Origin of the sequence: Streptomyces sp. P9-A4 (assembly GCF_036634195.1) — a bacterium.
GTDB lineage: Bacteria > Actinomycetota > Actinomycetes > Streptomycetales > Streptomycetaceae > Streptomyces.
In genome coordinates this window covers 6,004,145-6,028,622 of record NZ_JAZIFY010000001.1, presented here as the reverse complement: position 1 = coordinate 6,028,622, position 24,478 = coordinate 6,004,145, and the positions used below count along the sequence as shown (strand labels likewise).

The 24,478-nt window shown below is 71.7% G+C and carries 25 protein-coding genes and 1 pseudogene; 15 read left to right on the top strand and 11 right to left on the bottom strand.

The window, feature by feature from the left end; all coding sequences use genetic code 11:
* Window positions 1-727: 727 nt before the first annotated feature.
* Both rsgA and V4Y03_RS27125 read right to left on the bottom strand, forming a co-directional pair.
* Window positions 728-1,198, bottom strand: a pseudogene (gene rsgA, locus V4Y03_RS27130) (GTPase RsgA); the annotation flags it as partial.
* A 159-nt stretch (window positions 1,199-1,357) separates the two neighbouring features.
* On the bottom strand, window positions 1,358-2,389 hold the full coding sequence (locus tag V4Y03_RS27125) for a hypothetical protein (RefSeq protein WP_332436596.1): 1,032 nt from the start codon (window positions 2,387-2,389) through the stop codon (window positions 1,358-1,360).
* A 97-nt stretch (window positions 2,390-2,486) separates the two neighbouring features.
* Here V4Y03_RS27125 and V4Y03_RS27120 point away from each other — a divergent pair, with 97 nt between their 5' ends.
* On the top strand, window positions 2,487-2,927 hold the full coding sequence (locus V4Y03_RS27120; RefSeq protein ID WP_332436595.1) for a VOC family protein: 441 nt from the start codon (window positions 2,487-2,489) through the stop codon (window positions 2,925-2,927).
* Here the strand turns inward: V4Y03_RS27120 and V4Y03_RS27115 are convergent.
* The 3 genes from V4Y03_RS27115 to V4Y03_RS27105 all read right to left on the bottom strand — a co-directional run bounded on the left by V4Y03_RS27115 (window position 2,837) and on the right by V4Y03_RS27105 (window position 5,891).
* The gene (locus tag V4Y03_RS27115; RefSeq protein WP_332436594.1) at window positions 2,837-3,622 is read right to left on the bottom strand and encodes a helix-turn-helix domain-containing protein; all 786 of its coding nucleotides are present in this window, start codon (window positions 3,620-3,622) and stop codon (window positions 2,837-2,839) included. The genes V4Y03_RS27120 and V4Y03_RS27115 overlap by 91 nt on opposite strands.
* Window positions 3,623-3,650: 28 nt before the next feature.
* Window positions 3,651-4,775, bottom strand: a complete 1,125-nt coding sequence (locus V4Y03_RS27110) for a YihY/virulence factor BrkB family protein (RefSeq protein ID WP_317878541.1) — start codon at window positions 4,773-4,775, stop codon at window positions 3,651-3,653.
* 225 nt (window positions 4,776-5,000) lie between these two features.
* Window positions 5,001-5,891 carry an oxygenase MpaB family protein gene (locus V4Y03_RS27105; RefSeq protein WP_332436593.1) on the bottom strand — a complete coding sequence of 297 codons (891 nt, stop codon included), beginning with the start codon at window positions 5,889-5,891 and terminating at the stop codon, window positions 5,001-5,003.
* A gap of 584 nt (window positions 5,892-6,475) precedes the next feature.
* On the opposite strand from V4Y03_RS27105, the gene V4Y03_RS27100 reads away from it, so the two are divergent.
* From V4Y03_RS27100 to V4Y03_RS27040, 13 genes are all read left to right on the top strand, one after another.
* Window positions 6,476-7,762 carry a GAF domain-containing protein gene (locus tag V4Y03_RS27100; protein ID WP_332436592.1) on the top strand — a complete coding sequence of 429 codons (1,287 nt, stop codon included), beginning with the start codon at window positions 6,476-6,478 and terminating at the stop codon, window positions 7,760-7,762.
* Between the two features lie 149 nt (window positions 7,763-7,911).
* The gene (locus V4Y03_RS27095) at window positions 7,912-8,481 is read left to right on the top strand and encodes a GNAT family N-acetyltransferase (RefSeq protein ID WP_332436591.1); all 570 of its coding nucleotides are present in this window, start codon (window positions 7,912-7,914) and stop codon (window positions 8,479-8,481) included.
* Between the two features lie 180 nt (window positions 8,482-8,661).
* Window positions 8,662-8,745: a putative leader peptide gene (locus V4Y03_RS27090; protein WP_310591794.1), complete on the top strand. Its 84-nt coding sequence runs from the start codon at window positions 8,662-8,664 to the stop codon at window positions 8,743-8,745.
* Between the two features lie 136 nt (window positions 8,746-8,881).
* Window positions 8,882-10,579, top strand: a complete 1,698-nt coding sequence (locus V4Y03_RS27085) for a nitrite/sulfite reductase (protein ID WP_332436590.1) — start codon at window positions 8,882-8,884, stop codon at window positions 10,577-10,579.
* Window positions 10,576-10,755, top strand: a complete 180-nt coding sequence (locus V4Y03_RS27080) for a hypothetical protein (protein ID WP_332436589.1) — start codon at window positions 10,576-10,578, stop codon at window positions 10,753-10,755. Before V4Y03_RS27085 ends, V4Y03_RS27080 begins: the two co-directional genes overlap by 4 nt.
* On the top strand, window positions 10,752-11,459 hold the full coding sequence (locus V4Y03_RS27075; protein WP_317874761.1) for a phosphoadenylyl-sulfate reductase: 708 nt from the start codon (window positions 10,752-10,754) through the stop codon (window positions 11,457-11,459). The genes V4Y03_RS27080 and V4Y03_RS27075 overlap by 4 nt, the downstream gene beginning before the upstream one ends.
* On the top strand, window positions 11,456-12,022 hold the full coding sequence (cysC, locus tag V4Y03_RS27070) for an adenylyl-sulfate kinase (RefSeq protein ID WP_332436588.1): 567 nt from the start codon (window positions 11,456-11,458) through the stop codon (window positions 12,020-12,022). The genes V4Y03_RS27075 and cysC overlap by 4 nt, the downstream gene beginning before the upstream one ends.
* Complete coding sequence (cysD, locus tag V4Y03_RS27065; RefSeq protein WP_317874760.1) at window positions 12,019-12,954, top strand: sulfate adenylyltransferase subunit CysD; 936 nt, start codon at window positions 12,019-12,021, stop codon at window positions 12,952-12,954. Before cysC ends, cysD begins: the two co-directional genes overlap by 4 nt.
* Window positions 12,954-14,330, top strand: a complete 1,377-nt coding sequence (locus V4Y03_RS27060; protein WP_332436587.1) for a sulfate adenylyltransferase subunit 1 — start codon at window positions 12,954-12,956, stop codon at window positions 14,328-14,330. Before cysD ends, V4Y03_RS27060 begins: the two co-directional genes overlap by 1 nt.
* A gap of 196 nt (window positions 14,331-14,526) precedes the next feature.
* The gene (locus V4Y03_RS27055) at window positions 14,527-15,636 is read left to right on the top strand and encodes an aliphatic sulfonate ABC transporter substrate-binding protein (RefSeq protein WP_332436586.1); all 1,110 of its coding nucleotides are present in this window, start codon (window positions 14,527-14,529) and stop codon (window positions 15,634-15,636) included.
* Between the two features lie 68 nt (window positions 15,637-15,704).
* Entirely contained in the window at window positions 15,705-16,499 is a 795-nt protein-coding gene (locus V4Y03_RS27050) for an ABC transporter ATP-binding protein (protein WP_317874757.1), read from the top strand.
* Window positions 16,486-17,379, top strand: a complete 894-nt coding sequence (locus V4Y03_RS27045) for an ABC transporter permease (RefSeq protein ID WP_317874756.1) — start codon at window positions 16,486-16,488, stop codon at window positions 17,377-17,379. The genes V4Y03_RS27050 and V4Y03_RS27045 overlap by 14 nt, the downstream gene beginning before the upstream one ends.
* A gap of 8 nt (window positions 17,380-17,387) precedes the next feature.
* Window positions 17,388-18,131, top strand: a complete 744-nt coding sequence (locus tag V4Y03_RS27040; RefSeq protein ID WP_332436585.1) for a sirohydrochlorin chelatase — start codon at window positions 17,388-17,390, stop codon at window positions 18,129-18,131.
* Window positions 18,132-18,151: 20 nt separating this feature from the next.
* Here the strand turns inward: V4Y03_RS27040 and V4Y03_RS27035 are convergent, their stop codons facing one another.
* The 6 genes from V4Y03_RS27035 to V4Y03_RS27010 all read right to left on the bottom strand — a co-directional run bounded on the left by V4Y03_RS27035 (window position 18,152) and on the right by V4Y03_RS27010 (window position 23,423).
* Window positions 18,152-18,724, bottom strand: coding sequence for a TIGR03086 family metal-binding protein (locus V4Y03_RS27035; protein ID WP_332436584.1), 573 nt, complete (start codon window positions 18,722-18,724; stop codon window positions 18,152-18,154).
* Window positions 18,725-18,914: 190 nt separating this feature from the next.
* The gene (locus tag V4Y03_RS27030; protein ID WP_332436583.1) at window positions 18,915-19,577 is read right to left on the bottom strand and encodes a mycothiol-dependent nitroreductase Rv2466c family protein; all 663 of its coding nucleotides are present in this window, start codon (window positions 19,575-19,577) and stop codon (window positions 18,915-18,917) included.
* 74 nt (window positions 19,578-19,651) lie between these two features.
* Window positions 19,652-20,218: a DUF1697 domain-containing protein gene (locus tag V4Y03_RS27025; RefSeq protein WP_317874752.1), complete on the bottom strand. Its 567-nt coding sequence runs from the start codon at window positions 20,216-20,218 to the stop codon at window positions 19,652-19,654.
* A 138-nt stretch (window positions 20,219-20,356) separates the two neighbouring features.
* Window positions 20,357-21,652, bottom strand: a complete 1,296-nt coding sequence (locus tag V4Y03_RS27020) for an ABC transporter substrate-binding protein (RefSeq protein ID WP_332436582.1) — start codon at window positions 21,650-21,652, stop codon at window positions 20,357-20,359.
* Window positions 21,649-22,491, bottom strand: a complete 843-nt coding sequence (locus V4Y03_RS27015; RefSeq protein WP_332436580.1) for a carbohydrate ABC transporter permease — start codon at window positions 22,489-22,491, stop codon at window positions 21,649-21,651. The genes V4Y03_RS27020 and V4Y03_RS27015 overlap by 4 nt, the downstream gene beginning before the upstream one ends.
* Window positions 22,488-23,423 carry a carbohydrate ABC transporter permease gene (locus V4Y03_RS27010; RefSeq protein ID WP_332436579.1) on the bottom strand — a complete coding sequence of 312 codons (936 nt, stop codon included), beginning with the start codon at window positions 23,421-23,423 and terminating at the stop codon, window positions 22,488-22,490. Before V4Y03_RS27010 ends, V4Y03_RS27015 begins: the two co-directional genes overlap by 4 nt.
* A 177-nt stretch (window positions 23,424-23,600) precedes the next feature.
* Between V4Y03_RS27010 and V4Y03_RS27005 the strand changes: the two genes are divergently transcribed.
* A complete protein-coding gene (locus V4Y03_RS27005; protein WP_332436578.1) occupies window positions 23,601-24,458 on the top strand; it encodes a phosphotransferase enzyme family protein in 858 nt (285 codons plus the stop codon).
* Window positions 24,459-24,478 lie beyond the last annotated feature (20 nt).

Here is a 24,478-nt window from a genome sequence, read left to right as displayed (position 1 = left end):
GGGATTTTTCAGCGATATCGCGACGGGTGATTACACCACGGAGGAAGTTTCTGAGTATCTCCCGTCACGGAAGAGGGTGCGGCGCCATGATCCTAAACACTATTCCAGAGGCAGTCATACCTCAGCCGGTGGGCCGCGAGGAATTCGGCGCCGAGGTGACTCCGAGGCCAGGCATTCTGGTGAGCACGTCGAAGTACCGTTGGCCGCGACCGGGTCTCGATGAGGTTGTCCAGCTCAGCCACCTGTTGGTTGCGCACCATCACCGCCTTGACCAGCGTGCGGACCGTCTGTGCGGTCAACTTCTCCCGGGCCAGGGTGGCGTTCAGCTATCTGCATTGCTGTGTGGGTGATCGACGTTGCGGACGCTACGGTTGTGGACCCAGGTGGAAAGGTGTTTAGGGCCAAGTCGGCGCAGAACAGCTGGCGTCTGATATTCAGTCAGCAGCGTGAACGGGCTGCAGTTGGTGAGGTCGAGGGACCCCTCGAAGCCGGAAAGCCTGCCGGCCGGCTGGTCCCATCATGAGCGACCGACTTCGCCATCGGCGCACAAGCGAGCAGGGTCAGGTCTGGCTTCGGGCACAGCCGCGCGTTCAGGGCTTCCTTGACGTGGGCGGCGCCGCTGCGGGCGGTCGAAAATCGTCTGTGTCTTCCTTATCGTGGCACCCTCATACCCCACGGATCTGGCCGCTCCGAAGCACATCTGTGCAGGTGAGGACTGTTGCGTATTACTCGCGCTCTCCCAGGCCAGGGCGAGGAAGCGCTCGATGCGGCCGAGGTCGAGTTCGACGGCGAGCGAGACGGTGATGACGGCGTGGTCGACGTTGGCCGCGAGGATCTGGCCCTCGGACCGCTTGGAGGAGGTGGACCGCGCGAAGGCCGTACGACGCGGCAGGCACGCCCGTACGTACCGGGGGTCGTTGACGCCCTCGGGGTCGACGGCGGCCCAGTCGCCGGTGCAGATGACCCGGAGCGGGTCGTGCGGGGTCACGAACGCCGTGTCGGCGCGCATGATCCCGTCGGCGGTGGCGACGTCGCACTGCCCGCGGTCGACCCGGACGACCCGGCCGGGGACGAGGCCCTGGGCGGCGTACGGAGCAAAAGCGGCGGCCCAGCCCGAGTCCCAGCCGTGGGCGTCGAGCGTCGAGCCGGAAGTGGTGGAGGAGGAGAGAGAGGTGTTCGGGGAAAGCGGGAAAGACAAGGGGGACCCTTCACAGGGGTGGCCCCGGCGCTGCGTGTGAGAACGGTGAGGTCAGCCGGTGGCCACGGAGGTGGAGTGGATGAGCTTCTGCGTGAGGGCAAGGCCCGTCGTGACGACAGCCATCGGTCACACTTCGTGTTTGTGTCTTTCGCGCGTAATTCAGGCCAATGCGAGCACGGTCATCAGGACCGCCGTGAGCAGTGCGGTGACGGCGAGGGCCGTGGCCCCGGGGGCGGGTACGCGCAGGCGTGCCGCCGGGGGGACGTCATCCGCGCGGGCGGCGGCGGCGCGGGCGCGGCTCAGGGCGGCGGTCGGCGGGTGCTGCGGGAGGTCGACCCGCCAGGGGCGGCGCGGGTCGTGGCGGACGACGCCCGCGCGGTGGACGTGGACGTGCTGGAGGTCGAGGGGATGCTCGACCGCGATCCGGTACGGCTCTCCCCCGTCCGGCAGGACGGTCAGGTCGAAGACGAAGGCGGTGCCCCGGGTGGTGAGCGAGTGCAGCCGCGCGGGCGCGAAAGCGGCGCCCGGCCCGGATACGGGGCCGCGTGCGACGCCCGGCCGGTGGCGCAGCCGCGCCAGGCCGAGCGCCACCAGGAGGGCGACGGTGCCGTTCAGCCCGAGCATCATCACCCACCGGGGGCCTTCGAACACCCCGTGCGCGAGTGCGGTGGCGGCGACGGCGGCGAGCACGGCCGTGCCGAGGGTGGCGGGAGCGGCGGCCTGGCGCAGCAGGGCTCGCAGGGGAAGACGGCCCGCCTCTGCCGGGGCGGTGCCGGGAGCGGGGTCCTGGGGCGTGGTGGTGTCGCCAGCGCCCCTGGGGCGTATCGCCCGTACGGCTCCCGCTACGACCAGGACGGCGCCGAGCGCCGCCAGGCCGTACGCCCAGAGGACCGCGTCGTCGTCCTCCCGGCCCACGAGCAACCCGTAGGAGGCGAGGAGGAGGGCGATACCGGCGCCTGCGGCCCCGAGGAACGGGGCCGCGACCACGGCGGCGCCCACCAGCGACGGCACGGCGAGGAAGAGCGCGCCGCCCGCGAGCTGGTTCGTGCCGCAGCCGTCGGAGTCGCACTCCCACCGCACGCCCGAGTACTCGGTGGCGAAGACATGGCAGAGGTACCAGGTCTGCCAGAACAGCAGGACGGCCGCCGCCGCCCAGGGCCATGAGGTCCGTCGGTACACGCGCGTGCTCATGGGCCGACCGTAGCCGGGGGGACCGGTGGTGCGGCAGGGCGGGGGCACGTCCGATTCTTTCAAGACCGGATGGTGGCGGCGCGCCTACGGTGCCTCCATGGACAGGACATCCCGCATCACCCCGCAGCTGGACCTCATCGGTCTCGTCGTCTCCGACATGGCCGCCTCGCTCGCGTTCTACCGTCGTCTCGGTCTGGACGTCCCCGACTCCGCCGGGTCCGCCCCGCACGTGGAGGCGACGCTTCCCGGCGGGCTGCGGATCGCCTGGGACACAGAGGACGTCGTCCGTTCCTTCGATCCCGACTGGACGCGGCCCGAGGGCGGCCACCGGATCGAGCTCGCCTTCCAGTGCGGTACGCCGGGGGACGTGGACGCGGTGTACGAGGAACTGACGGCCGCCGGGTACCGGGGGCACCTGAAGCCCTGGGACGCCGTCTGGGGCCAGCGTTACGCGGTGGTCCTCGACCCGGACGGCAGCGGCGTCTCGCTGTTCGCCGACGCCGGCGCCGCTCCCGGTACGGCCACCGACGCCGTGTAGGCGCTCAGGGTGGTCCCCGCGAGTGCCCGTGTCTCGCGCGCGAGGTGGGCCTGGTCGGCGCAGCCCGCGCGCAGCGCCGCCTCCGCGTACGGCACGCCGTCCCGGACGAGCGCGAGCGCGCGCTGGAGGCGGAGGACGCGGGCGAGGGTCTTGGGGCCGTAGCCGAAGGCGTCCAGGGAACGCCGGTGCAGTTGCCGGGCGCCGAGCCCGACGGCCCCGGCCGTCTCCTCGACCGCCCGCCCGGCGGCGAGCCGGGCCACCACGGCCCGGAGCAGCGGGTCGGGGTCGGGCGCGTGGGCGGCCCGGCCCCGTACGAACGCGTCCAGTGCTGCGGCCGGATCCGAGGCCGCCTCGATCCGCTCGCCGAGCCTCCGCGCCTCCGTCTCGCCCCACAGCGCGGCGAGGGGAACCCGCCGGTCGCGGAGTTCGTGGGCGGGTACGCCGAGGAAGGCGGGCGCGTCACCGGGGGCGAAGCGGATGCCCGCGTACCGCGTGGCGAATTCGCCCGGCACGTACGCGCGTGTGTCGGGTCCGGCGACGAGGAGGTGTCCGTCGGCCCAGATCAGGTCCATGCAGCCGTCGGGCAGGACCGGCCGTTCCGCCGTGGCGGTGCCGGTGGCGCCGGCCGTGGGGCCGGCGGCGGTCCGGGTCCACAGGACGGCTCCGTCGAGCAGGGCGGGGCGTTCCTCGTACACACCTCGACGATAGGCCCCGCCCGGTGGGTCAGTCCTTCTCCCAGCCGGAGTGGAGGCGGGACTTCACGTCGTCCGGGGGCAGGAACCTCGACCAGCGCTCGGGGAACTCGGAGGGCATGTCGGGGTCGTCCTCGTCGACGTCGTCCGCCTCGGCCCGCACGCGGGCGACGAGCTCGGCGGCCTGGACGGCGCGGGCCCGTTCGTTGGCCTCGCGGGCGGCGGCGGTGGCGACGGAGGGCCAGACCCGGTCGATGGCGGCGTTCACGGCGGCGCCGACCAGGACCGCGAAGGCCGAGATGCCGATCCAGAGGAGGACGGCGATGGGGGCGGCGAGCGAGCCGTAGATCGTCGGGCCCTCGACCTGGCTGGTGAGGTAGATCCGCAGCACGAAGCTGCCGAGGACCCACATGCCGAGCGCGACGAGGGCGCCGGGGATGTCCTCGATCCACGGCGATCTGACGGGTACGGACACGTGGTAGAGCGTGGTGAGGAAGGCGATGGACAGCAGGATGACGGCCGGCCAGTAGAGGACGGCGACCACCTCCGTACCCCAGGGCACGAGTTCGACGACCCGGTCGGGCCCGACCACCGCCAGCGGCAGGACGACGGCGCCGATGAGCAGCGCCACGATGTAGAGCAGCAGGGCGAGGAGCCGGGTCTTGACGATGCCCCGGTGCCCGTCGAGGCCGTACATGACGGTGATGGTGTCGATGAAGACGTTCACCGCGCGCGATCCGGACCAGAGGGCGATGGCGAAGCCGAGGGAGATCAGCTCGGGCCGTTTGCCCTGGGTGATGTCGTTCAGGAGGGGTTCGGCGATCTCGTGGACGCCCCGGTCGGACAGGACCGTGCCGGCCGCGTGGAGGATGTTCTCCCTGATGCTGGCCACGGTGTCGGTGTTGGTCAGGTCGTCGGCGTAGCCGAGGACCGCGATCAGGCCGAGCAGCAGCGGTGGCAGGGACAGCAGGGTGAAGAACGCGGCCTCGGCGGCGAGGCCGAGGATCCGGTACTCGATGCACGAGTTGACGGTGTCCTTGAGGAGCAGCCAGGCCATCTTCCGCTTCGATACGTTGCGGTAGAGGACGCGCGCGCGGTGGAGCCTGCTCCAGGGCCGCCGATCGGGCCGTTCGGGTGTTTCGCTTGCTGCCTGCACCCGCTTACCGTATCGGCATGGCACCGAGCACCCGCACGGTGACCGACCAGGCTCCACCCCGGTGGGACATGACGTCTTCGTGAGCGGCCGGGCGTCGGCGGAGACGGTCGAACGGCGCCTCCCGCCGCGACTCCTCACGGAGGTCCGCGAGGAGCTGAGCCCGCTCGGTCCGGCGAGCGGTTCCGCGCGGGTACGGGGGTGGGCGGACGTGGAGCGGTGGAGCCGTCAGCGTGGCCCGGTGGGCTCCTCAGGGGGCGGGAGAGCCGCCATCGCCCATCGGATCGTCCCCGTCAGTGCCCGTCCGGACAGCCGTACGAGGCCTTCTGAAAGGTACGGCGCCGTGTGGAGGTCCAGCATGGTGCGGGCCTGCGGCGGCAGCAGCCGGACCGCGTTCGAGGCGAGTACGGCGTAGGGGCCGCGGGCGACCCACGGCAGCGGAGGTTCGCGGAGTACGAAGTGCGCCGCGTCCCGCGCCTGCGCCGTGGCGCGGAGTTCGGGGCGGTAGCGCGCCAGCCGGGCCGCGAGGGCGGTGCGGTCGCACGGCGGATCGGGGACTCCGAGGGCGCGGGCGACCCGAGCCGCGTCGGCGATGTAGGCGTCACAGCCGGCGCCGTCCAGCGGGGTGGCCCCGAAACGCTGGTGTGCGCGCAGGAAGCTGTCCACCTCCGCCACGTGCACCCAGCACAGCAGGTGCGGGTCGGCGGCGTGGTAGGGCTCGCCGTCCGGAGTGGTCCCCCTGATCCGCTCGTGCACCTCCCGGACGTGGTCCACGGCGCGCTGGGCGTCCTCGGCGGTGCCGTAGGTCGTGAAGGCGAGGAAGGTGCTGGTCCGCTGGAGGCGTCCCCAGGGGTCGCCGCGGAAGCCGGAGTGCCCGGCGACGGCGGCCATGGCGCGCGGGTGCAGGGACTGCAGGAGGAGCGCGCTCAGACCGCCGATGAACATGGACGCGTCCCCGTGGACGGTGCGGATGGGCCGCTCGGGTCCGAACCAGCGCGGGCCCGGGGTGCCGTGGATCCGGGCCCGGTTCCGCGCTCCCGAGGGTCCGGCGACGTGGCTGAACAGGCTGCTGCCGGCCCGCTCCCGCAGGCCCGGACCGGACTTCCCGGACGTGTTCACGCTTCCATCCTCGCGCGCGGGCGCGCTGAACGCCGAGCCTGCCCAGCAGTGGTTCCGCTCGGTCGTGGGTCCTGTCCTCCTCCGACGTCGGGGACGGGCCCGAAGCGGTCGGGCAGGGGATCGGACACGGCAGCGGTCCTCGCTTCCCGTCATGGCGTGTGCGTGCGCGGCAGGCGGGGCGCGGCATTCAGTGCGGTGCCGCACACGCTGGACCTGCGGGCGTTGATGGAGCGGGCGCGGATCGAGGTCTGAGGGACCGTCCGTACGGGGAGGGGAGCCGCCTGCGCGTACGAGTGAAGGGGCCGGCCGTTCCTACGGGAAAGCTTGCCGCGCGTCCCAGGGGTGGACCGCAGGGGGTCGGCACGCGCGGAAAAGCGGGGGTGGTGCTGCGCCGACACGGCACCACCCACCGCTCGGACAACCATCGCTCAGGGGGGCGGTGGAGGACCAGGGTTGCAAAGGGTTGCAGGATTACCCGAACCGGGCCTCGCGGGACGCTTCCGAACGGCACGATGGGCACCGACACTCCGGACATCTGCCCCGTGCAGAACCGATACAGCACCCCGGGTGGCTGGGAGAGACCGATGAACAACACGCAGCTCGACATGAGGCGCCTCGCCGCCATGGACGCAGCGCAGGCCACCCGGCTGCTCCGCCGGGTGCGCGAGGAGACCCTCGCGGGCCGACGGCCGCCGATCGCTCCCCGCCCCGTCATCGACGCGTCCTGGCAGCGGATGGCCCGGCTCGGCCTCGACCCCGACCAGGGCACGAGCAGCGTGCTGCTCCAGCGGGACGAGCTGGAGCAGCGGCGCAGGGGCACCCTCCTGTCCGAGGTCATGCGGACGCTCACCAACGGGCTCGCCGGGATCGCCGACACCTCGCTCCAGATCATGGTGGTGACCGACGAGCACGGCCGGGTGCTGTGGCGGCAGGGGAACCTCTCGGTGCTGCGGAAGGCCAACGGCATCTGCCTGGAGGAGGGCGCCGCCTGGACCGAACACACCACCGGCACCAACGCGGTCGGTACGGCGCTCGCCATGGGCCGGGCCGTCCAGGTGCACTCGGCCGAGCACTACGTGCAGGCCCTGCACAACTGGACCTGCGCCGCCGCCCCCGTGTACGACCCGCGCGACCGGCGGCTGCTCGGCATCCTGGACGTGAGCGGTCCCGCGTCGACCTTCCATCCGGCGATGCTGGCGCTGGTCGGTTCGGTGGCCCAGCTCGCGGAGGCCGAGATGCGCGAGCGGCACCGCGGTTCGGTCGAGCGGCTGCGGGCGGTGGCCGCGCCGATCCTGTGCCGGGTGGGCGGCCGGGCGGTCGCCGTGGACGGCCACGGGTGGACGGCGGCGGTGACCGGGCTCGCGCCGGTGGACCGGATCCCGCTGCCGAAGTCCTTCCGGGCCGGCCGGGTGTGGCTGCCCTCGCTCGGCGTGTGCGCGGTGGAGCCGCTGCCCGGCGGCTGGCTGCTGCGGGTGGAGGAGGAGACCCGGCCGGAGACCCCGGACACGGAGGCGGCGAGCCGGGTGGTGCTGGACCTGAGCCGGCCGCGCCGCTGGACGGTGGCCGTCTCGGGGGCGGCGGGCAGCTGGCAGCAGGAGCTGAGCCCCCGGCACGCGGAGCTGCTGTACGTCCTCGCGCTGCACCGGGACGGGCGGACGGCGGCGGAGCTGGCGGACGACGTGTTCGGGGACCGCACGCGGACGGTGACCGTACGGGCGGAGATGTCGCGGGTACGCCGGAACCTGGCCGGGGTCCTGGCGCACCGCCCGTACCGCTTCCGGGAAGAGGTGGCGGTGGAGGTGCTGCGCCCGGAACTCGCGGCGGACCTGCTGCCCCACTCGCTGGCACCGGCGGTGCGGGCGGGGGTGTAGGTCCGGCGGGTGCGGGGGCGGAGCCCCTTCCTGGAGAGCGGCCTCCCCACCCGCCGAGGGACGAGCCGGCACGTCCACATTCCGGACACTCGGGCCCGGTCACCGAACCCAGCTCGCCGCGCCGCGCGGGCTCATGATGCGATGACCCCATGAGCATCACTCTCACCACGTGGTCCCTCGAACAGACCTCACCGTCCGACCTGCGCCCCTCCCCCGTCCCGGAGGGCGGCGACATCACCGTGACGCGGGCCGAGGTCCCGTCGCCGGAGTACAGCCGCTACCTCTATACGGCGGTCGGCGGCGACATCCGCTGGAACGACCGGCTGCCCCTGACGTACAAGCAGTGGCAGGAGATCGTGGAGAAGCCGGGCACGGAGACCTGGGTGGCGTACGAGAGGGGGACGCCGGCCGGTTACGTGGAGCTGGCGGCCCAGGCCGACGGCGTGGTGGAGATCGCCTACTTCGGCCTGATCCCGGCCTTCCGGGGGCGCCGGATCGGCGGCCATCTGCTCTCGTACGGCGTCGCGCGGGCCTGGGACCTGGCCGGCCGCTGGCCGGGGCGCGAGGAGACGAAGCGCGTCTGGGTGCACACCTGCTCCCTCGACGGCCCGCACGCGATGGCCAACTACGAGCGGCGCGGCTTCCGGCTCTTCGACACCAAGGTCGAGGAGGCCGAGGAGTCGGAGACCCCTGGCCCCTGGCCCGGCGCCCACGCCTGACAGCACCGGCCGCCACCACGCCCGACAGCACCGGCCGGCACCACCACGCACACCCGAAGGGGCCCTCATCAGGGCCCCTTTCGCGTGACCCATAACACACCATCTCGCCAAGCGAGACGAATAAGTCCGCATCCTGGACGATGCTGGACTGGGTCCAAAGTCCCGTGACACGCTTCCGTCATGTCTGGAACTGGAATTGCCTTGGTGAGTCGGCGGCACGTCGACCTCGGCCGCATGTCCAGCGCCATCTGTCCGGCGCGCTGAGAGAACCAGCACCGCCGCGATTCCTTTTCAGCACGACTCTGCCCCGCCCTGCTGCGCACTGACGCGCCACCCTCTGACCTGAGCGCGAGTGTGCAGGTCAGAGCCGCCCTCTCGCAGTCCCGAAGGACAAGACGCCATGGCCGCCACCCCGGAAAACCCCACCCCAGCCGCCGCACGCCGCAAGACCGGGCGCCACCGTGGCGAGGGTCAGTGGGCCGTGGGGCACTTCACCCCCCTGAACGGCAATGAGCAGTTCAAGAAGGACGACGACGGTCTCAATGTACGGACACGTATTGAGACGGTCTACTCGAAGCAGGGATTCGACTCCATCGACCCCAACGACCTGCGCGGACGCATGCGCTGGTGGGGCCTCTACACCCAGCGCAAGCAGGGTCTGGACGGCACCAAGACGGGTGTCCTGGAGCCGGAGGAGCTGGACGACGAGTACTTCATGCTCCGTGTCCGCATCGACGGCGGCCGGCTGACCACCGACCAGCTCCGCGTGATCGGCGAGATCTCCGAGGAGTTCGCCCGGGGCACCGCCGACATCACGGACCGGCAGAACGTCCAGTACCACTGGATCCGCATCGAGGACGTCCCCGAGATCTGGAACCGCCTGGAGGCGGTCGGCCTGTCCACCACCGAGGCCTGCGGTGACACCCCGCGTGTCATCCTCGGCTCCCCGGTGGCCGGCATCGCCGCCGACGAGATCATCGACGGCACCCCCGCCATCGACGAGATCCAGCGTCGGATCGTGGGCAACAAGGAATTCTCCAACCTGCCCCGCAAGTTCAAGTCCGCGGTCTCCGGCTCGCCGCAGCTCGACGTGGCGCACGAGATCAACGACATCGCCTTCGTCGGCGTGCACCACCCGGAGCACGGCCCCGGCTTCGACGTCTGGGTCGGCGGCGGTCTCTCCACCAACCCCAAGCTCGGTGTCCGCCTGGGCACTTGGGTCTCGCTCGATGAGGTCCCGGACGTCTACGAGGGCGTCATCTCGATCTTCCGCGACTACGGCTACCGCCGGCTGCGCAACCGCGCCCGCCTGAAGTTCCTCGTCGCCGACTGGGGCCCGGAGAAGTTCCGCCGGGTCCTGGAGGACGAGTACCTCCAGCGCAAGCTGACGGACGGCCCCGCTCCCGAGCAGCCCGCGGGCCAGTGGCGCGACCACATGGGCGTGCACCGGCAGAACGACGGCCGGTTCTACATCGGCTTCGCCCCGCGCGTGGGCCGGGTCGACGGCGCCACCCTCACCAAGATCGCCGGCCTGGCCGAGCAGCACGGCTCCGGCCGGCTGCGCACCACCGCGGACCAGAAGATGATCCTCCTCGACGTCGAGGAGGCCCGGATCGAATCGGCGGTCGCCGCCCTGGAAGCCCTCGACCTTCGGGTGGACCCGACCCCGTTCCGGCGCGGCACGATGGCCTGCACCGGCATCGAGTTCTGCAAGCTCGCGATCGTCGAGACGAAGGGCCGCGGCTCCTCGCTCATCGACGAACTGGAGCGCCGCATCCCGGAGTTCGACGAGCCGCTGACGATCAACATCAACGGCTGCCCGAACGCCTGCGCCCGCATCCAGGTCGCGGACATCGGCCTCAAGGGCCAGCTGGTCCTGGACGACGAGGGCAACCGCGTCGAGGGCTACCAGGTCCACCTGGGCGGCGCCCTCGGCCTGGAGGCCGGCTTCGGCCGCAAGGTCCGCGGCCTCAAGGTCACCGCGGCCGAGCTGCCCGACTACGTGGAGCGGGTCCTCAAGCGCTTCCAGGCGGAGCGCGAGGACGGCGAGCGCTTCGCGACCTGGACGGCCCGCGCCTCGGAGGAGTCCCTCTCATGAGCGAGCGCGCCGCACCGTTCCACTGCCCCTACTGCGGCGACGAGGACCTGCGACCCAACGAGCAGGGCCACGGCGCCTGGGAATGCGCCGCGTGCAGCCGAGCCTTCCAGCTGAAGTTCCTGGGGCTCCTCGCCCCGGCGACTTCGGGCAACACCCCTGGGAGGGCAGAGATATGACGATCGCTCAGGACACCACCGCGGCCGACCTCAAGGCACTCGCCGAGCAGGCCGGCCGCGACCTGGAGGACGCCTCCGCGCTGGAGATCCTCCGCTGGGCCGTGGACACCTTCGGCGAGGACTTCTGCGTCACCTCCTCCATGGAGGACGCGGTCGTCGCCCACCTCGCCTCCCGGGTCCGGCCCGGTGTGGACGTCGTCTTCCTCGACACGGGCTACCACTTCGAGGAGACCATCGGCACCCGCGACGCGGTGGACGCCGTGATGGACGTCAACGTCATCACCCTGACCCCGCGCCGGACGGTGGCCGAGCAGGACGCCGAGCACGGTCCGAAGCTGCACGACCGCGACCCCGACCTGTGCTGCGCGCTGCGCAAGGTCAAGCCGCTCGAAGAGGGCCTGACCCGGTACCGCGCCTGGGCGACCGGCCTGCGCCGCGACGAGTCCCCGACCCGGGCGAACACCCCGGTCGTCGGCTGGGACGAGAAGCGGCGGAAGGTCAAGGTCTCCCCCATCGCCCGCTGGACGCAGGACGACGTCGACGCCTACGTCACCGAGCACGGTGTCCTCACCAACCCGCTCCTCATGGACGGGTACGCCTCCGTCGGCTGCGCCCCCTGCACCCGCCGCGTCCTGGAGGGCGAGGACGCCCGCGCCGGACGCTGGGCGGGACGGGCCAAGACCGAGTGCGGACTGCACGGATGACGGACACTCAGGAAGTTCAGGAGAAGCGCGTGACGGGTGCCACCATCTGGCTCACCGGCCTGCCGAGCGCCGGCAAGACCACCATCGCGTACGAGCTGGCAGGACGCCTCCGCGAGGAGGGCCACCGGGTCGAGGTGCTCGACGGCGACGAGATCCGCGAGTTCCTCTCCGCGGGCCTCGGCTTCACCCGCGAGGACCGGCACACCAACGTGCAGCGCATCGGCTTTGTCGCGGAGCTGCTCGCCTCCAACGGCGTGAAGGTCCTCGTCCCCGTCATCGCGCCGTACGAGGACAGCCGCGAGGCGGTCCGCAAGCGCCACGCCGCGGAGGGCACCCCGTACGTCGAGGTGCACGTCGCCACCCCGGTGGACGTGTGCTCCGTCCGCGATGTGAAGGGGCTGTACGCCAAGCAGGCCGCGGGCGAGATCAGCGGGCTGACCGGCGTCGACGACCCGTACGACGAGCCGCGCAACCCCGATCTCCGGATCGAGTCCCACACCCAGACCGTGCAGGAGTCGGCAGCGACGCTCCACGCGCTGCTCACCGAGAGGGGTCTCGCATGACGACCGTCGCTCATGTTCACGACAGCACGGACAGCCCGTTCGCGCTGTCGCACCTCGACTCCCTGGAGTCCGAGGCCGTCCACATCTTCCGTGAGGTGGCGGGCGAGTTCGAGCGGCCGGTGATCCTCTTCTCCGGCGGCAAGGACTCCATCGTCATGCTGCACCTGGCGCTGAAGGCCTTCGCCCCCGCGCCGGTCCCCTTCACGCTGCTGCACGTCGACACCGGGCACAACTTCCCCGAGGTCCTGGAGTACCGCGACCGCGTCGTCGCCAAGCACGGGCTGCGGCTGCACGTCGCCTCCGTGCAGGAGTACATCGACGCCGGCAAGCTCCGCGAGCGCCCCGACGGCACCCGCAACCCGCTGCAGACCGTCCCGCTCACCGAGGCGATCCAGCAGCACCGATTCGACGCCGTCTTCGGCGGCGGTCGCCGCGACGAGGAGAAGGCCCGCGCCAAGGAGCGGGTGTTCTCCCTGCGCGACGAGTTCTCGCAGTGGGACCCCCGCCGCCAGCGCCCCGAGCTGTGGCAGCTCTACAACGGCCGCCACGCCCCCGGCGAGCACGTCCGCGTCTTCCCGCTCTCCAACTGGACCGAGCTGGACGTCTGGCAGTACATCCAGCGCGAGAGGATCGAGCTCCCGCAGATCTACTTCGCCCACGAGCGCGAGGTGTTCGCCCGCAGCGGCATGTGGCTGACGGCCGGCGAGTGGGGCGGCCCCAAGGAGTCCGAGACGACGCAGAAGCGGCTGGTCCGCTACCGCACCGTCGGCGACATGTCCTGCACCGGCGCCGTCGACTCCGACGCCGCCACGCTCGACGCCGTCATCGCCGAGATCGCCGCCTCCCGGCTCACCGAGCGGGGCGCGACCCGCGCCGACGACAAGATGTCCGAGGCCGCGATGGAAGACCGCAAGCGCGAAGGGTACTTCTAATGAGCACGTCCACCGAGCAGCTGTCCGACCAGCTGGCGGCCACCACCCTGCTGCGTTTCGCCACCGCCGGTTCCGTCGACGACGGCAAGTCCACCCTGGTGGGCCGGCTGCTGCACGACTCCAAGTCGGTCCTCGCGGACCAGCTGGAGGCCGTGGAGCACGCCTCGCGCTCGCGCGGCCAGGAGGCGCCCGACCTGGCGCTCCTCACCGACGGACTGCGGGCCGAGCGCGAGCAGGGCATCACCATCGACGTGGCGTACCGCTACTTCGCGACGCCCCGCCGCCGGTTCATCCTCGCCGACACCCCCGGGCACGTGCAGTACACCCGGAACATGGTGACGGGCGCGTCCACCGCCGAGCTGGCCGTGGTCCTGGTCGACGCCCGCAACGGCGTCGTCGAGCAGACCCGCCGGCACGCCGCCGTCGCCGCGCTGCTCCGCGTCCCGCACGTGGTCCTGGCCGTGAACAAGATGGACCTGGTCGACTACCGGGAGCCCGTCTTCGCCGCCATCGCGGAGGAGTTCACGGCGTACGCCTCCGAGCTCGGCGTCCCGGGCTGGGGGTCTGGGGGGAACCCCCAGGAGAACTGGTGCACCGCGATCCCGATCTCGGCGCTGGCCGGCGACAACGTCGTGGAGCCGTCCGCCAACATGGACTGGTACGGCGGCCCGACGGTCCTCGAGCACCTGGAGACCGTCCCGGTCAGCCACGACCTGACGGCCTGCCACGCGCGCTTCCCGGTGCAGTACGTGATCCGCCCGCAGACCGCCGAGCACCCCGACTACCGGGGCTACGCCGGCCAGATCGCGGCCGGTGCCTTCCGGGTCGGCGAGCGGATCACCGTGCTGCCCTCGGGGAAGACCTCCACCGTCACCGGGATCGACGCGCTCGGCGAGTCCGTGGACATCGCCTGGGCCCCGCAGTCGGTCACCATCCGGCTCGCCGACGACATCGACATCTCGCGCGGCGACCTGCTCGCCCCGGTCGGCGACGCCCCGGCGACCACCCAGGACATCGAGGCGACCGTCTGCCACGTGGCGGACCGGGCGCTCTCCGTCGGCCAGCGGGTGCTGCTCAAGCACACCACCCGCACGGTCAAGGCGATCGTCAAGGAGATCCCCTCGCGGCTGACCCTGGACGACCTCTCCCAGCACCCGAACCCGGGTCAGCTGGTCACCAACGACATCGGCCGGGTCGTGGTGCGCACGGCCGAGCCGCTCGCGCTCGACGCGTACGCGGACTCGCGCCGCACCGGTTCGTTCCTGCTGATCGACCCGGCGGACGGCACCACGCTGGCGGCGGGCATGGCGGGCGAGTCCTTCGCCACGGGCAAGGCCGTGGCCGCGGTGGACGAGGAAGAAGGGTGGGACTTCTGACATGAGCGAGAACGTCTACGCCACCTTCGCGAAGGAGGGCGGCCGGGTGGGCTCCGGTGCCCTCGGTGCGGGCATGGGAGGCGTCGCGCGATGTGCGTGCTGACCTCGACGCGCCGCCTGTGCGGCGCGACCCCGCTCCACCCCGAACGACATAGACGCAGACTTCGAAAACGCTGAATCGAGGGGAACACCTCCCGTGCCTGCCACCACCCGTACCACCCTGCGCCGCGGCCTCGCCGCCGCCGCCGCTCTGCCACTGCTGATCGGCGCGCTCGCCTCATGCGGCTACGGCTCCGAGGCCAAGAACGACGAGAAGAAGGTGGCCGCCGAGGGCGAGAAGCTCTCCGCCGACACCGTACGGCTCGGGTACTTCCCCAACCTCACGCACGCCACCGCGCTGGTGGGCGACCAGGAGGGCCTCCTCCAGAAGGAGCTGGGCGGCACCAAGCTGGTGCCCACCACCTTCAACGCCGGCCCCTCCGAGATCGAGGCGCTCAACGCCGGCTCGATCGACATCGGCTTCATCGGCCCCTCGCCGTCCATCAACGGCTACGTGAAGACCAAGGGCACCAACCTGCGGATCGTCGGCGGCTCCGCCTCCGGCGGTGTGAAGCTCGTGGTGAACCCGGCGAAGATCAAGACTCCGGACGACCTCAAGGGCAAGCGGATCGCCACCCCGCAGCTCGGCAACACGCAGGACGTGGCCTTCCTCAACTGGATCTCCGAGAAGGGCTGGAAGGTCGACGCCCAGAGCGGCAAGGGCGACGTCTCGGTGGTCCGCACGGACAACAAGGTCACCCCGAACGCCTACGCCTCCGGCGCCATCGACGGCGCCTGGGTGCCGGAGCCGACCGCGTCGAAGCTGGTCGCCGACGGGGCGAAGGTGCTCCTCGACGAGTCCGACCTGTGGCCCGGCAAGAAGTTCGTGATCACGAACATCATCGTGTCGCAGAAGTTCCTCAGCGCCCACCCGGACGTCGTCGAGGCCTTCCTGCGCGGCGCGGTGAAGACCAACGAGTGGATCAACGCCAACCCGGACAAGGCGAAGGCCTCGGCCAACGCCAAGCTCAAGGACCTCTCGGGCAAGGCGCTGGGCACGAAGGTCATCGACGCCGCGTGGCCGTCCATCCAGTTCACCGACGACCCGCTGGCCGCCACGCTCCAGGCGCAGGCCGACCACGCGGTGAAGGCCGGTCTTCTGGAGAAGCCCGAACTGGGCGGCATCTACGACCTCGAGCCGCTCAACAAGGTTCTGAAGGCCGCGGGGCGGCCCGAGGTCTCCGACGCCGGTCTCGGCGTGAAGTAGTTCCCGAGTAACCGGCGTCAGACACCCGTGCAGCAGCCCGAGTTCAGCTTCACCAGGAGGTGACGACCATGGCCACGACCGCGACGCTCGCCAAGGCCGAGGACCGTGCGGCGGTATCCCATGCCGCCCGCATCGAGCACGTCTCCAAGTCCTTCGGCGGGCCCGCCGGCGGGCAGCTCGTCCTCGACGACATCTCGCTCGATGTCGCACCGGGCGAGTTCGTCACCCTCCTGGGCGCCTCGGGCTGCGGCAAGTCCACGCTGCTCAACCTGGTCGCCGGGCTCGACCGGCCGTCCGCGGGGTCCATCGAGACCCCCGGCGGCCGGCCGGCCCTGATGTTCCAGGAGCACGCCCTCTTCCCGTGGCTCACCGCGGGCAAGAACATCGAACTGGCCCTGCGGCTGCGCGGGGTGCCCAAGACCGAGCGGCGTTCCGAGGCCGAACGGCTGCTCGAACTCGTCCGGCTGAACGGCTCGTACGGCAAGCGCGTCCACGAACTGTCCGGCGGCATGCGCCAGCGGGTCGCGCTGGCCCGCGCGCTCGCCCAGGACAGTGACCTGCTCCTGATGGACGAGCCGTTCGCCGCGCTCGACGCCATCACCCGGGACGTGCTGCACGACGAGCTGACCCGGATCTGGCGGGAGACGAAGCTGTCGGTGCTCTTCGTCACCCACAACGTGCGCGAGGCCGTGCGGCTGGCCGAGCGCGTCGTCCTCCTCTCGTCCCGGCCGGGCCGGATCGCCCACGAGTGGAGCATCGACATTCCTCAGCCGCGCCGCATCGAGGACTCCGACGTCGCGGAGCTGTCCCTCGAGATCACCGAGCACCTGCGTGGGGAGATCCGCCGTCATGGCCAGCACTGAAACCACCCCGAAGCCGCGGAAGGCGGACGACCTCGCCGGGCTCGAAGCCGGCCTGGACGCGCTCGACACCGTGCAGATCCGGCGGACCCCGGTCCGTGAGGTCCTGCTGAAGAAGGTGTTCCCGCCGGTCTTCGCCGTCGTGCTCGTCCTCGTGGTGTGGCAGCTGCTCGTCACGGCGAAGGTCACCGACGAGTACAAGCTGCCCGCGCCGTCCGCGGTGTGGGACAGCCTGACCACGATGTGGCTGGAGGGTACCCTCCTCGACGTGCTGTGGACCAGCGTGTCGCGGGCCCTCCTCGGCTTCCTGATGGCCCTCGCGATCGGCACCCCGCTCGGACTCCTGGTCTCCCGGGTCAAGTTCGTCCGTGCGGCGCTCGGCCCGATCCTCTCGGGTCTCCAGTCGCTGCCCTCGGTGGCCTGGGTGGCGCCGGCCGTGCTCTGGCTCGGCCTCAACGACAGCATGATGTTCGCGGTGATCCTGCTGGGCGCCGTCCCGTCGATCGCCAACGGTCTCGTCGCCGGTGTCGACCAGGTCCCGCCGCTCTTCCTGCGGGCCGGGCAGACGCTCGGCGCGACCGGCCTCAAGGGCGCCTGGTACATCGTGATGCCGGCCGCGCTGCCGGGCTATCTGGCCGGGCTCAAGCAGGGCTGGGCGTTCTCGTGGCGTTCGCTGATGGCGGCGGAGATCATCGCGTCCTCCCCCGACCTGGGGCTCGGCCTCGGCCAGCTCCTGGAGAACGGCCGCAACAACATCGACATGGCCGGCATCTTCCTGGCGATCATCCTGATCCTGGTCGTCGGCATCGCCATCGACCTGCTGATCTTCAGCCCGCTGGAGCGCGCCGTGCTGCGCCGCCGCGGTCTGCTGGCGCAGAGCTGAGCCCGACCGTGAACCGACCGGCCCTCCTCGTCATCGCCCACGGCAGCCGCGACCCGCGGCACGCGGCGACCGTCCGGGCGCTCGTGCGCCGGGCCGGTGCGCTGCGGCCGGGGCTGCGGGTGGAGACGGCGTTCCTGGACTTCAACCTGCCGTCGGTGCCGGGGGTCCTCGACCGGCTCGCCGCCGACGGGGTACGGGAGGTCGTGGCCCTGCCGCTCCTCCTCACCCGTGCCTTCCACGCGAAGGCCGACATCCCCGCCGTCCTGCGCCAGGCGCCCCCGTCCCTGGACCTCCGCCAGGCGGAGGTCCTCGGCCCCTCGCCGCTGCTGATCGCGGCGGTGGAACGACGGCTGCACGAGGCCGGGCTCACGCCCGGCGACAAGAGCACCACCGGGGTCGTCCTGGCCTCGGCGGGCTCCACCGACCCGGAGGCGATCGCGGTGATCGCAGAAACGGCGCGGGAGCTGCGGCGCACCGGTTGGTGCTCCGTGCGGCCCGCGTTCGCCTCCGCATCCCTTCCCCGTACGGAGGAGGCCGTAAGGGCCCTGCGTACGGAACCGGGCGTCCGGCGGGTGGCCGTCGCCCCCTACGTGATCGCCCCCGGCCGCCTCCCGGACCGCATCGCGGCGGGCGCGGCCGGGGCGGACGTCCTGGCGAACGTCCTCGGCGCCTCCCCGGAACTGGCCCGGCTCCTGGTGACCCGCTACGACGGGGCGCTCGCGGCGCGCAAGCCGGTCGCGAGGACGGCCTGATTCTTCGGGTTCCGCGCCGGTCAGCCCTTCGGGTTCCGGCCGCTGACCGCGAGGGCGCGGGCGAAGGCCGGGGCGTCGTCGGGTACGTCGACGGCGTCGGCGAAGCCCTCGTACTGGCGGTAGATCCCGGCGTTCTCCTCGGTGACACCGAGGACGAAGACCGCCGTGTCCTCGGGGACGTCGAAGACCTGTCCCGTGGAGCGGGCCAGATCCCAGCCGTGCAGGGCGAGTTCGAGGACGAGCATCGAGGCGATGGCGGTGGCCGGCATCCCGGCGGAGCCGAGGTCGATCTCGCCCTCCCAGGCCTCGGGCCGTTCCCAGGCGGCGAGGGCCCGGCCGAGCTGGGCGTCGTACGCGCCGGCCCAGTCGTTCTCGGTGACGAAGGAGCGCTTGACGGTCTCCTCGGGCAGTTCGGTGCGCAGGGCCCGGTGTTCGAGGCCGTGCGCGGTGTAGAGGACGAGGTGGTCGGCGAGCTCGCCGACCGTCCAGCCGGAGCAGACGGACGGTGCGGCGAGCTGTTCGGCGGTGACCGCGCGGGCGACACGGCTCGCTTCGGTGGCGCAGACGGTGAGGTGGCTGTGGATCTCGTTCATGCCCTCGACGCTACCGAGCGGCCGGCCGCGGGTCTTGAACTTTCGCGACAGCGGCCGGGCGGACGGCCGTCAGGAGGAGGCGCCCCGGAAGAGGAAGCCCTCGATGGCGCTGCGGTCGGTGTTCCAGAAGGTGACGCGTTCCGGTCGGACTGTTGCGGATCGGTGGCAGGGCCGCCGCACTTCCGTTTCCTCAGCCGAAGTCGAGGCCGCCGGTGCGGGTGCGCTTGAGTTCGAAGAGGTCCGGGTGACCGGCGAGGACGCGGAAGCTGTCGAAGAGTTCGGCGGCCCGTTCGCCGCGCGGGACGGCCCGCAGGACGGGGCCGAACCAGACGGTGCCGTCGACGTGGAGGGTCGGGGTGCCCACGTAGCCCTCGGCCTCGGGCTCCTTGCCGGCGTCGTGACTGCGGCGGACGGCCTCGTCGTACGACGGGTCGTGGGCGGCCGCGGCGAGTTCGGCGGGCAGGCCGAGTTCGGCGAGCGAATCGGCGACGACGGCGGCGAAGTCCTGCTGCTTCCCCTCGTGGATGCGGGTGCCGTACGCGGTGTAGAGCGGGCGCAGGATCTCCTCGCCGTGCTGTTCGGCGGCGGCCACCGCCACCCGGACGGGGCCGATGGACGCGTCGACGAGTTCGCGGTACCAGTCGGGCAGGGTGTTGCCCTCGTTGTGGAAGTACAGGCTCATGACCTTGAAGCGGAGGTCGATGTCCCGGTGGCGTTCGACCTCCAGCATCCACCGGGAGGTGATCCAGGCGAAGGGGCAGGCGGGGTCGAAGTAGAAGTCGACGACGGGGCGGGTCTGGGACTGGGTCTGCGGCTGGATCTGGGTCTGCGGCTGGATCTCGGTGCTCGTCATGGCATTGAATCTAGCCAGTGGATGGCCCGGGTATCCGGGCCAATCACCAATGATTCGACCGGGCCACTTCGGGGTCAGTCCTCCCGTGTCATCTCGATGAGCTTGAGCACGGTGTTCCAGTTCCTGGCGGTGGTGACGAGCCCCTTCATGACGGACGGGCGGGAGATCACCGGGGCCAGCCTGGACGTCCCGAGGCCGTCGGGGACGTAGAGGTAGAGGACGCGGTCGCCGAGGGCGAAGTCCTCGGGGAGGTAGGCCTCGCGGTCGATCGCGGCGAAGCGCTCGAGGGTGACGGGCCCGGAGCAGTAGAAGGCGTGGAGTTCCTTGCCCTTCACCTCGGCGGCCGGGAAGGGGCAGGCCTCGGCGACGGCGGTGAGGTAGTCGCCGTCGCGGACGAGACAGTCGACGCGGAAGCCGAAGTGGTCCTCGATCGCGTCCTCCAGCGCCGCCGCGAGAGCGTCCTCGCCTTCGCCGGATTCGGTGGTGAAGACGGCGTTCCCGCTCTGGAGGTGGGTGCGGACGCCCGTGTGCCCGAGGCCTTCGATGAGGACCCGGAGCTCCGCCATGGGGACCTTCCGGTGCCCGCTCACGTTGATGCCGCGGAGCAGGGCCGCGTAGGTCTTCGGCTTCGTCTTCGTCATGGGGCAAATCTAAGGGCCACCGCGCCTCGTGGGGGGCGGCGCGGTGGCCGGTTCGAACACTGTCCGATGGAGGGGGCGCGGAGAAGACCCTTCACCCATCTGTGACTTATTCAACAAGGTTTCGTAATGACGAATCCGTCATCTGCGCTGATAGCGGGCGAGGACCCGGTTGCCGTCCTCGACCAGGCGCCTGCGCAGCTCGGCGGTGTCGATGGCGCCGCTGTAGAACTCCTGGAAGGCGGGGGTCGCGACCTTGTCCTTCCACTCCGGGTAGCCGCGCACCGACTGCGCGGGCGCCGGGCTGAGCTTTTCGGCCACCGCCGCGCCGGTCGCCCAGCCGTCCCGGGCGGTGTGCAGGGCGGGATCCGCGAGCGCGGCCGTGCCGGTGGGCAGCATCCAGTCGCCGCGCGCGAGCCGCACCATGTTCCCGGGGCGCAGGAAGAAGTCGAGGAAGGCGGCGGCCTCCTTCTTGTGCGGGCTGCTCTCGGCGATCGACAGGGTCTGCGGGGAGACGCCCTGGGTGAGTCCGGCGCTCCCGGCGGGGGCGGGCAGCACCGTCCACTCGAAGCCCTTGGGCGCCTGCTGGGCGATCTGCTGCCGGTAGGCGAAGCCGAGCGGGACCATGGCGTACTTGCCGGCGAAGAGGCCGGGCAGGGTGTCGGAGCCGCCGCTGCCGAGGGTGGTGCGCGGGGCGGTGCGGTCGGTGACGACCTGGTCGTGGACGGTGCCGGGGACGACGGCGTCGGCCTCGGTGAAGCGGACGGTCACGCGGCCGTCGGACTCCCGGTGGAAGAGCTGTCCGCCGGCGGAGAGCCCGAGGTTGAGGCTGACGGAGACGGGTTCCTTGAGGGGCCAGGCGACGGCGTACCGGCCGGGTCCCATGCTCCGGGTGAGGTCCTGGGTGATCTGCCGGAACTCGGTCCAGCTCCAGGGCTTCTCCGGGGTGGGGACGCGGACGCCGGAGGATTCCAGGATCCTCCGGTTGGCGATGATCACGCGGGGTTCCTGGAGGAACGGCACGCCGTAGACGCCCTCGCCGAAGGTGGTGGTCTCCCAGCTGCGGGCGGGGATGTCGGCGCGGAGGCGGGCCGAAAGCAGCGGGCGGAGGTCGGCGAGGTCGCCGCCGTACGCGAAGTCGGCGAGGTCGTCGGAGGCGTCGTGGATGATGTCGGGCGCCTCGCCGCCCTCGAAGGAGGTGAGGAGCTGGTCGTGGACGGAGTCCCAGCTGCCCTGGACGTAGTCGACCTGGACGTCGGGGTGGGTGGCGTTCCACTCCTTCACCAGTTCGCGGTTGGCGTCGACGGACTCCTGCTGCCAGGCGAGGGACTGGAAGCGGAGCCGTACGACGCCGTCATCGGGTCCCTCGCTCCCCGTGGTGCAGCCGGTGAGGAGCAGGGCGAGCGCGGCGACGCAGGTCAGGAGCGGTCGTCTCATGACTTCACCGCCCCGGCCAGCATGCCGCCGGTGATCCGGCGCTGGAGTACGGCGAAGACGAGGAGGGAGGGCAGGGTGGCGAGGAAGGCCGCGGCGGCGAGCGGACCGAGGTCCGCGACGCCCTCGGCGCCGAGGAAGTGGGTGAGGACGACCGGCAGCGTCTGCTTCTCGGGGGTCTTGAGGAGCACGAGCGCGAAGAAGAACTCGTTCCAGGCGGTGACGAAGGCGAACAGCGCGGTGGCGACGATGCCGGGGACGAGCAGCGGCGCGGTGACCGAGACGAGGGTACGGAGCCGGCCGGCGCCGTCGACGGCGGCGGCCTCCTCCAGCTCGGCGGGGACGGCCCGGACGTATCCCATGAGCATCCAGAGGGCGAAGGGCAGCGACCAGACCACGTACACCAGGACGAGTCCGGGCCCGCTGTTGATCAGGTGCAGGTTCTTGAGGATCAGGAAGAGCGGGATGATCACCAGGACGAAGGGGAAGGCCTGGCTGATCACGACCCAGCCGGTGGCGGCCGAGGCGAGCCTTCCCCGGTGGCGGGCCGTCACATAGGCGAGCGGGGTCGCGACGGCCACCGCGATCAGGGCGGCGGCGACCGCGGCGACCAGGCTGTTCGCGGCGGCCCTGAGCAGCGGCTGTTCGCCGAAGGCCTGCCGGAAGTTGTCGAGCGTGGGGTCCTTCGGGATCCAGGTGGGGTGGAGCGAGGCCAGCTCGGGCGCCGGTTTGAAGGCGGTGGAGATCAGCCACAGGAACGGGAAGGCGAGGAAGACCAGGTACGCGAGGAGGGCCAGGTACTGGCCGGCCCGCGCGGGTCCGCTCGTCCGGAGAACGCTCACCGGTCCTGGTCCCCTTTCAGCCGTCGTACGAGGGAGAGGGCGATGAGCACCGAGACGGCGGCGACCATCACACAGCCCATCGCGGCGGCGTAACCGAACTGCCCGTAGCGGAAGGCCTCTTCGTAGGCGAAGAGCATGGGGAGCCGGGTCCGGCCGCCGGGTCCGCCGTTGGTCAGGACGTAGACCAGGGCGAAGGAGTTGAAGTTCCAGATGAGGTTGAGGGCGGTGATGGCGAGGGCCACGGGTCTGAGCGCGGGCCAGGTGACGGCGCGGAAGCGGCGCCAGGATCCGGCGCCGTCGAGGGCGGCGGCCTCGTGGAGCTCGCGCGGGGTGTTCTGGAGCCCGGCGAGCAGGGCGACGGTGGTCTGCGGCATCCCGGCCCAGACGCCGACGAGGATGACGGCGGGGAGGGCGGTGGCGAGCCCGGAGAGCCAGTCGTGGCCCTCGCCGAGGCCCAGGTCGCGGAGGGTCTCGTTGAGGATGCCCGCGTCGGGGTTGTAGACGAGCCGCCACATGATGCCGACGACGACCTCGGGCATCGCCCAGGGGACGATGGCGAGGGCCCGTGCCAGCCAGCGGAAGCGGAGGTTCTGGTTGAGCAGGAGGGCGAGGCCGAGCCCAAGGAGGAACTGGGGGACGGTGACGCCGACGGCCCAGACCACCCCGATGCGGAACGAGTCCCAGAAGAGCGCGTCGTGCAGCAGGTCCTGGAAGTTGAGGGTGCCGACCCAGCGGGTCGTCCGGGTGCGGCCGGACTGGGCGTCGGTGAAGGCGAGCGCGATGCCGTAGAGCAGCGGGCCGACGCTGAGCACCAGGATGGGGAGCAGCGCGGGGAGCACCAGGAACCAGGCGCCGAGGTCGGGGCCGCGTGGGCGTCCTCGGTCGGCGGCGCGCGGTGCCCTCGTCCTGTCCGGCCGCTTCGTCGCGGTCATCGAACTCACCGATCCGACCCCCGTCCGCCCTCCCCCGGCCCCCGTCAGGGAGGACCCGTGACCGCCGTGGGAATCCCGCCATGGTCCTGACGGACCGTGGGGCCGTCAAGGCGGCCTCCGTGGTGAGCCGCGCGGATGGGAGACTTTGGCTCAAACGCACAGGTGAGGGAGAGGTCGATGGACGAGGCGCGGGCGCGGGAGATCCTGGCGGCGGCGGGGCTGCCGGTGGCGGAGGCGCGGCTGCTGGCCCTCGGTGAGAACGCGGTCTTCGCCGTGGGGGATCTCGCCGTGAAGGTGGGCCGGGACGCCGAGCTGTTCGAGCGGGCCGAGCGGGAACTGGCTCTCGCCGGCTGGCTCGCCGAGGCGGGTGTGCCGGCCGTCCGGGCCGCCGAGGAGAAGCCCCGTTCGGTCGACGGCCATCCGGTCACTCTCTGGCACCGGCTGCCCGAGGCGGTGCGACCGACGGAGCCCCGTGATCTGGCCCCGCTGCTCCGCGCGGTGCACGCGCTGCCCGAGCCGGCCGGCTTCACCCTGCCCCGGCGTGAACTGCTCGGCGGGGTCGAGCGGTGGCTGCGGCTCGCGGGCGACGCGATCGACCCGGCGGACGCGGCCTTCCTGCGGGAGCGGCGCGATTCCTTCGCCCCGGCGGCGGCGGCGCTGACCCCGCACCTGGCGCCGGGCCCGATCCACGGCGACGCCCTCCCCCGGAACGTCCACGTCGGCCCGGACGGCCCGGTCCTGGTGGACCTGGAGACCTTCTCGTCCGATCTGCGCGAGCACGACCTCGTGGTCCTCGCGCTCTCCCGGGACCGGTACGGCTTGGACCCGGCGGCTTACGACGCGTTCACGGAGGCGTACGGCTGGGACGTGCGCGAGTGGGAGGGGTGCGCGGTGCTGCGCGGGGCGCGGGAGACCGCGAGCTGCGCGTGGGTGGCGCAGCACGCGCCGTCGAACCCGAAGGCGCTGGCCGAGTTCGAGCGGCGGGTGGCCTCGCTGCGGGACGGCGATGCCGAGGTGCGCTGGTACCCGTTCTGACATCATGATCCCCGGCGACC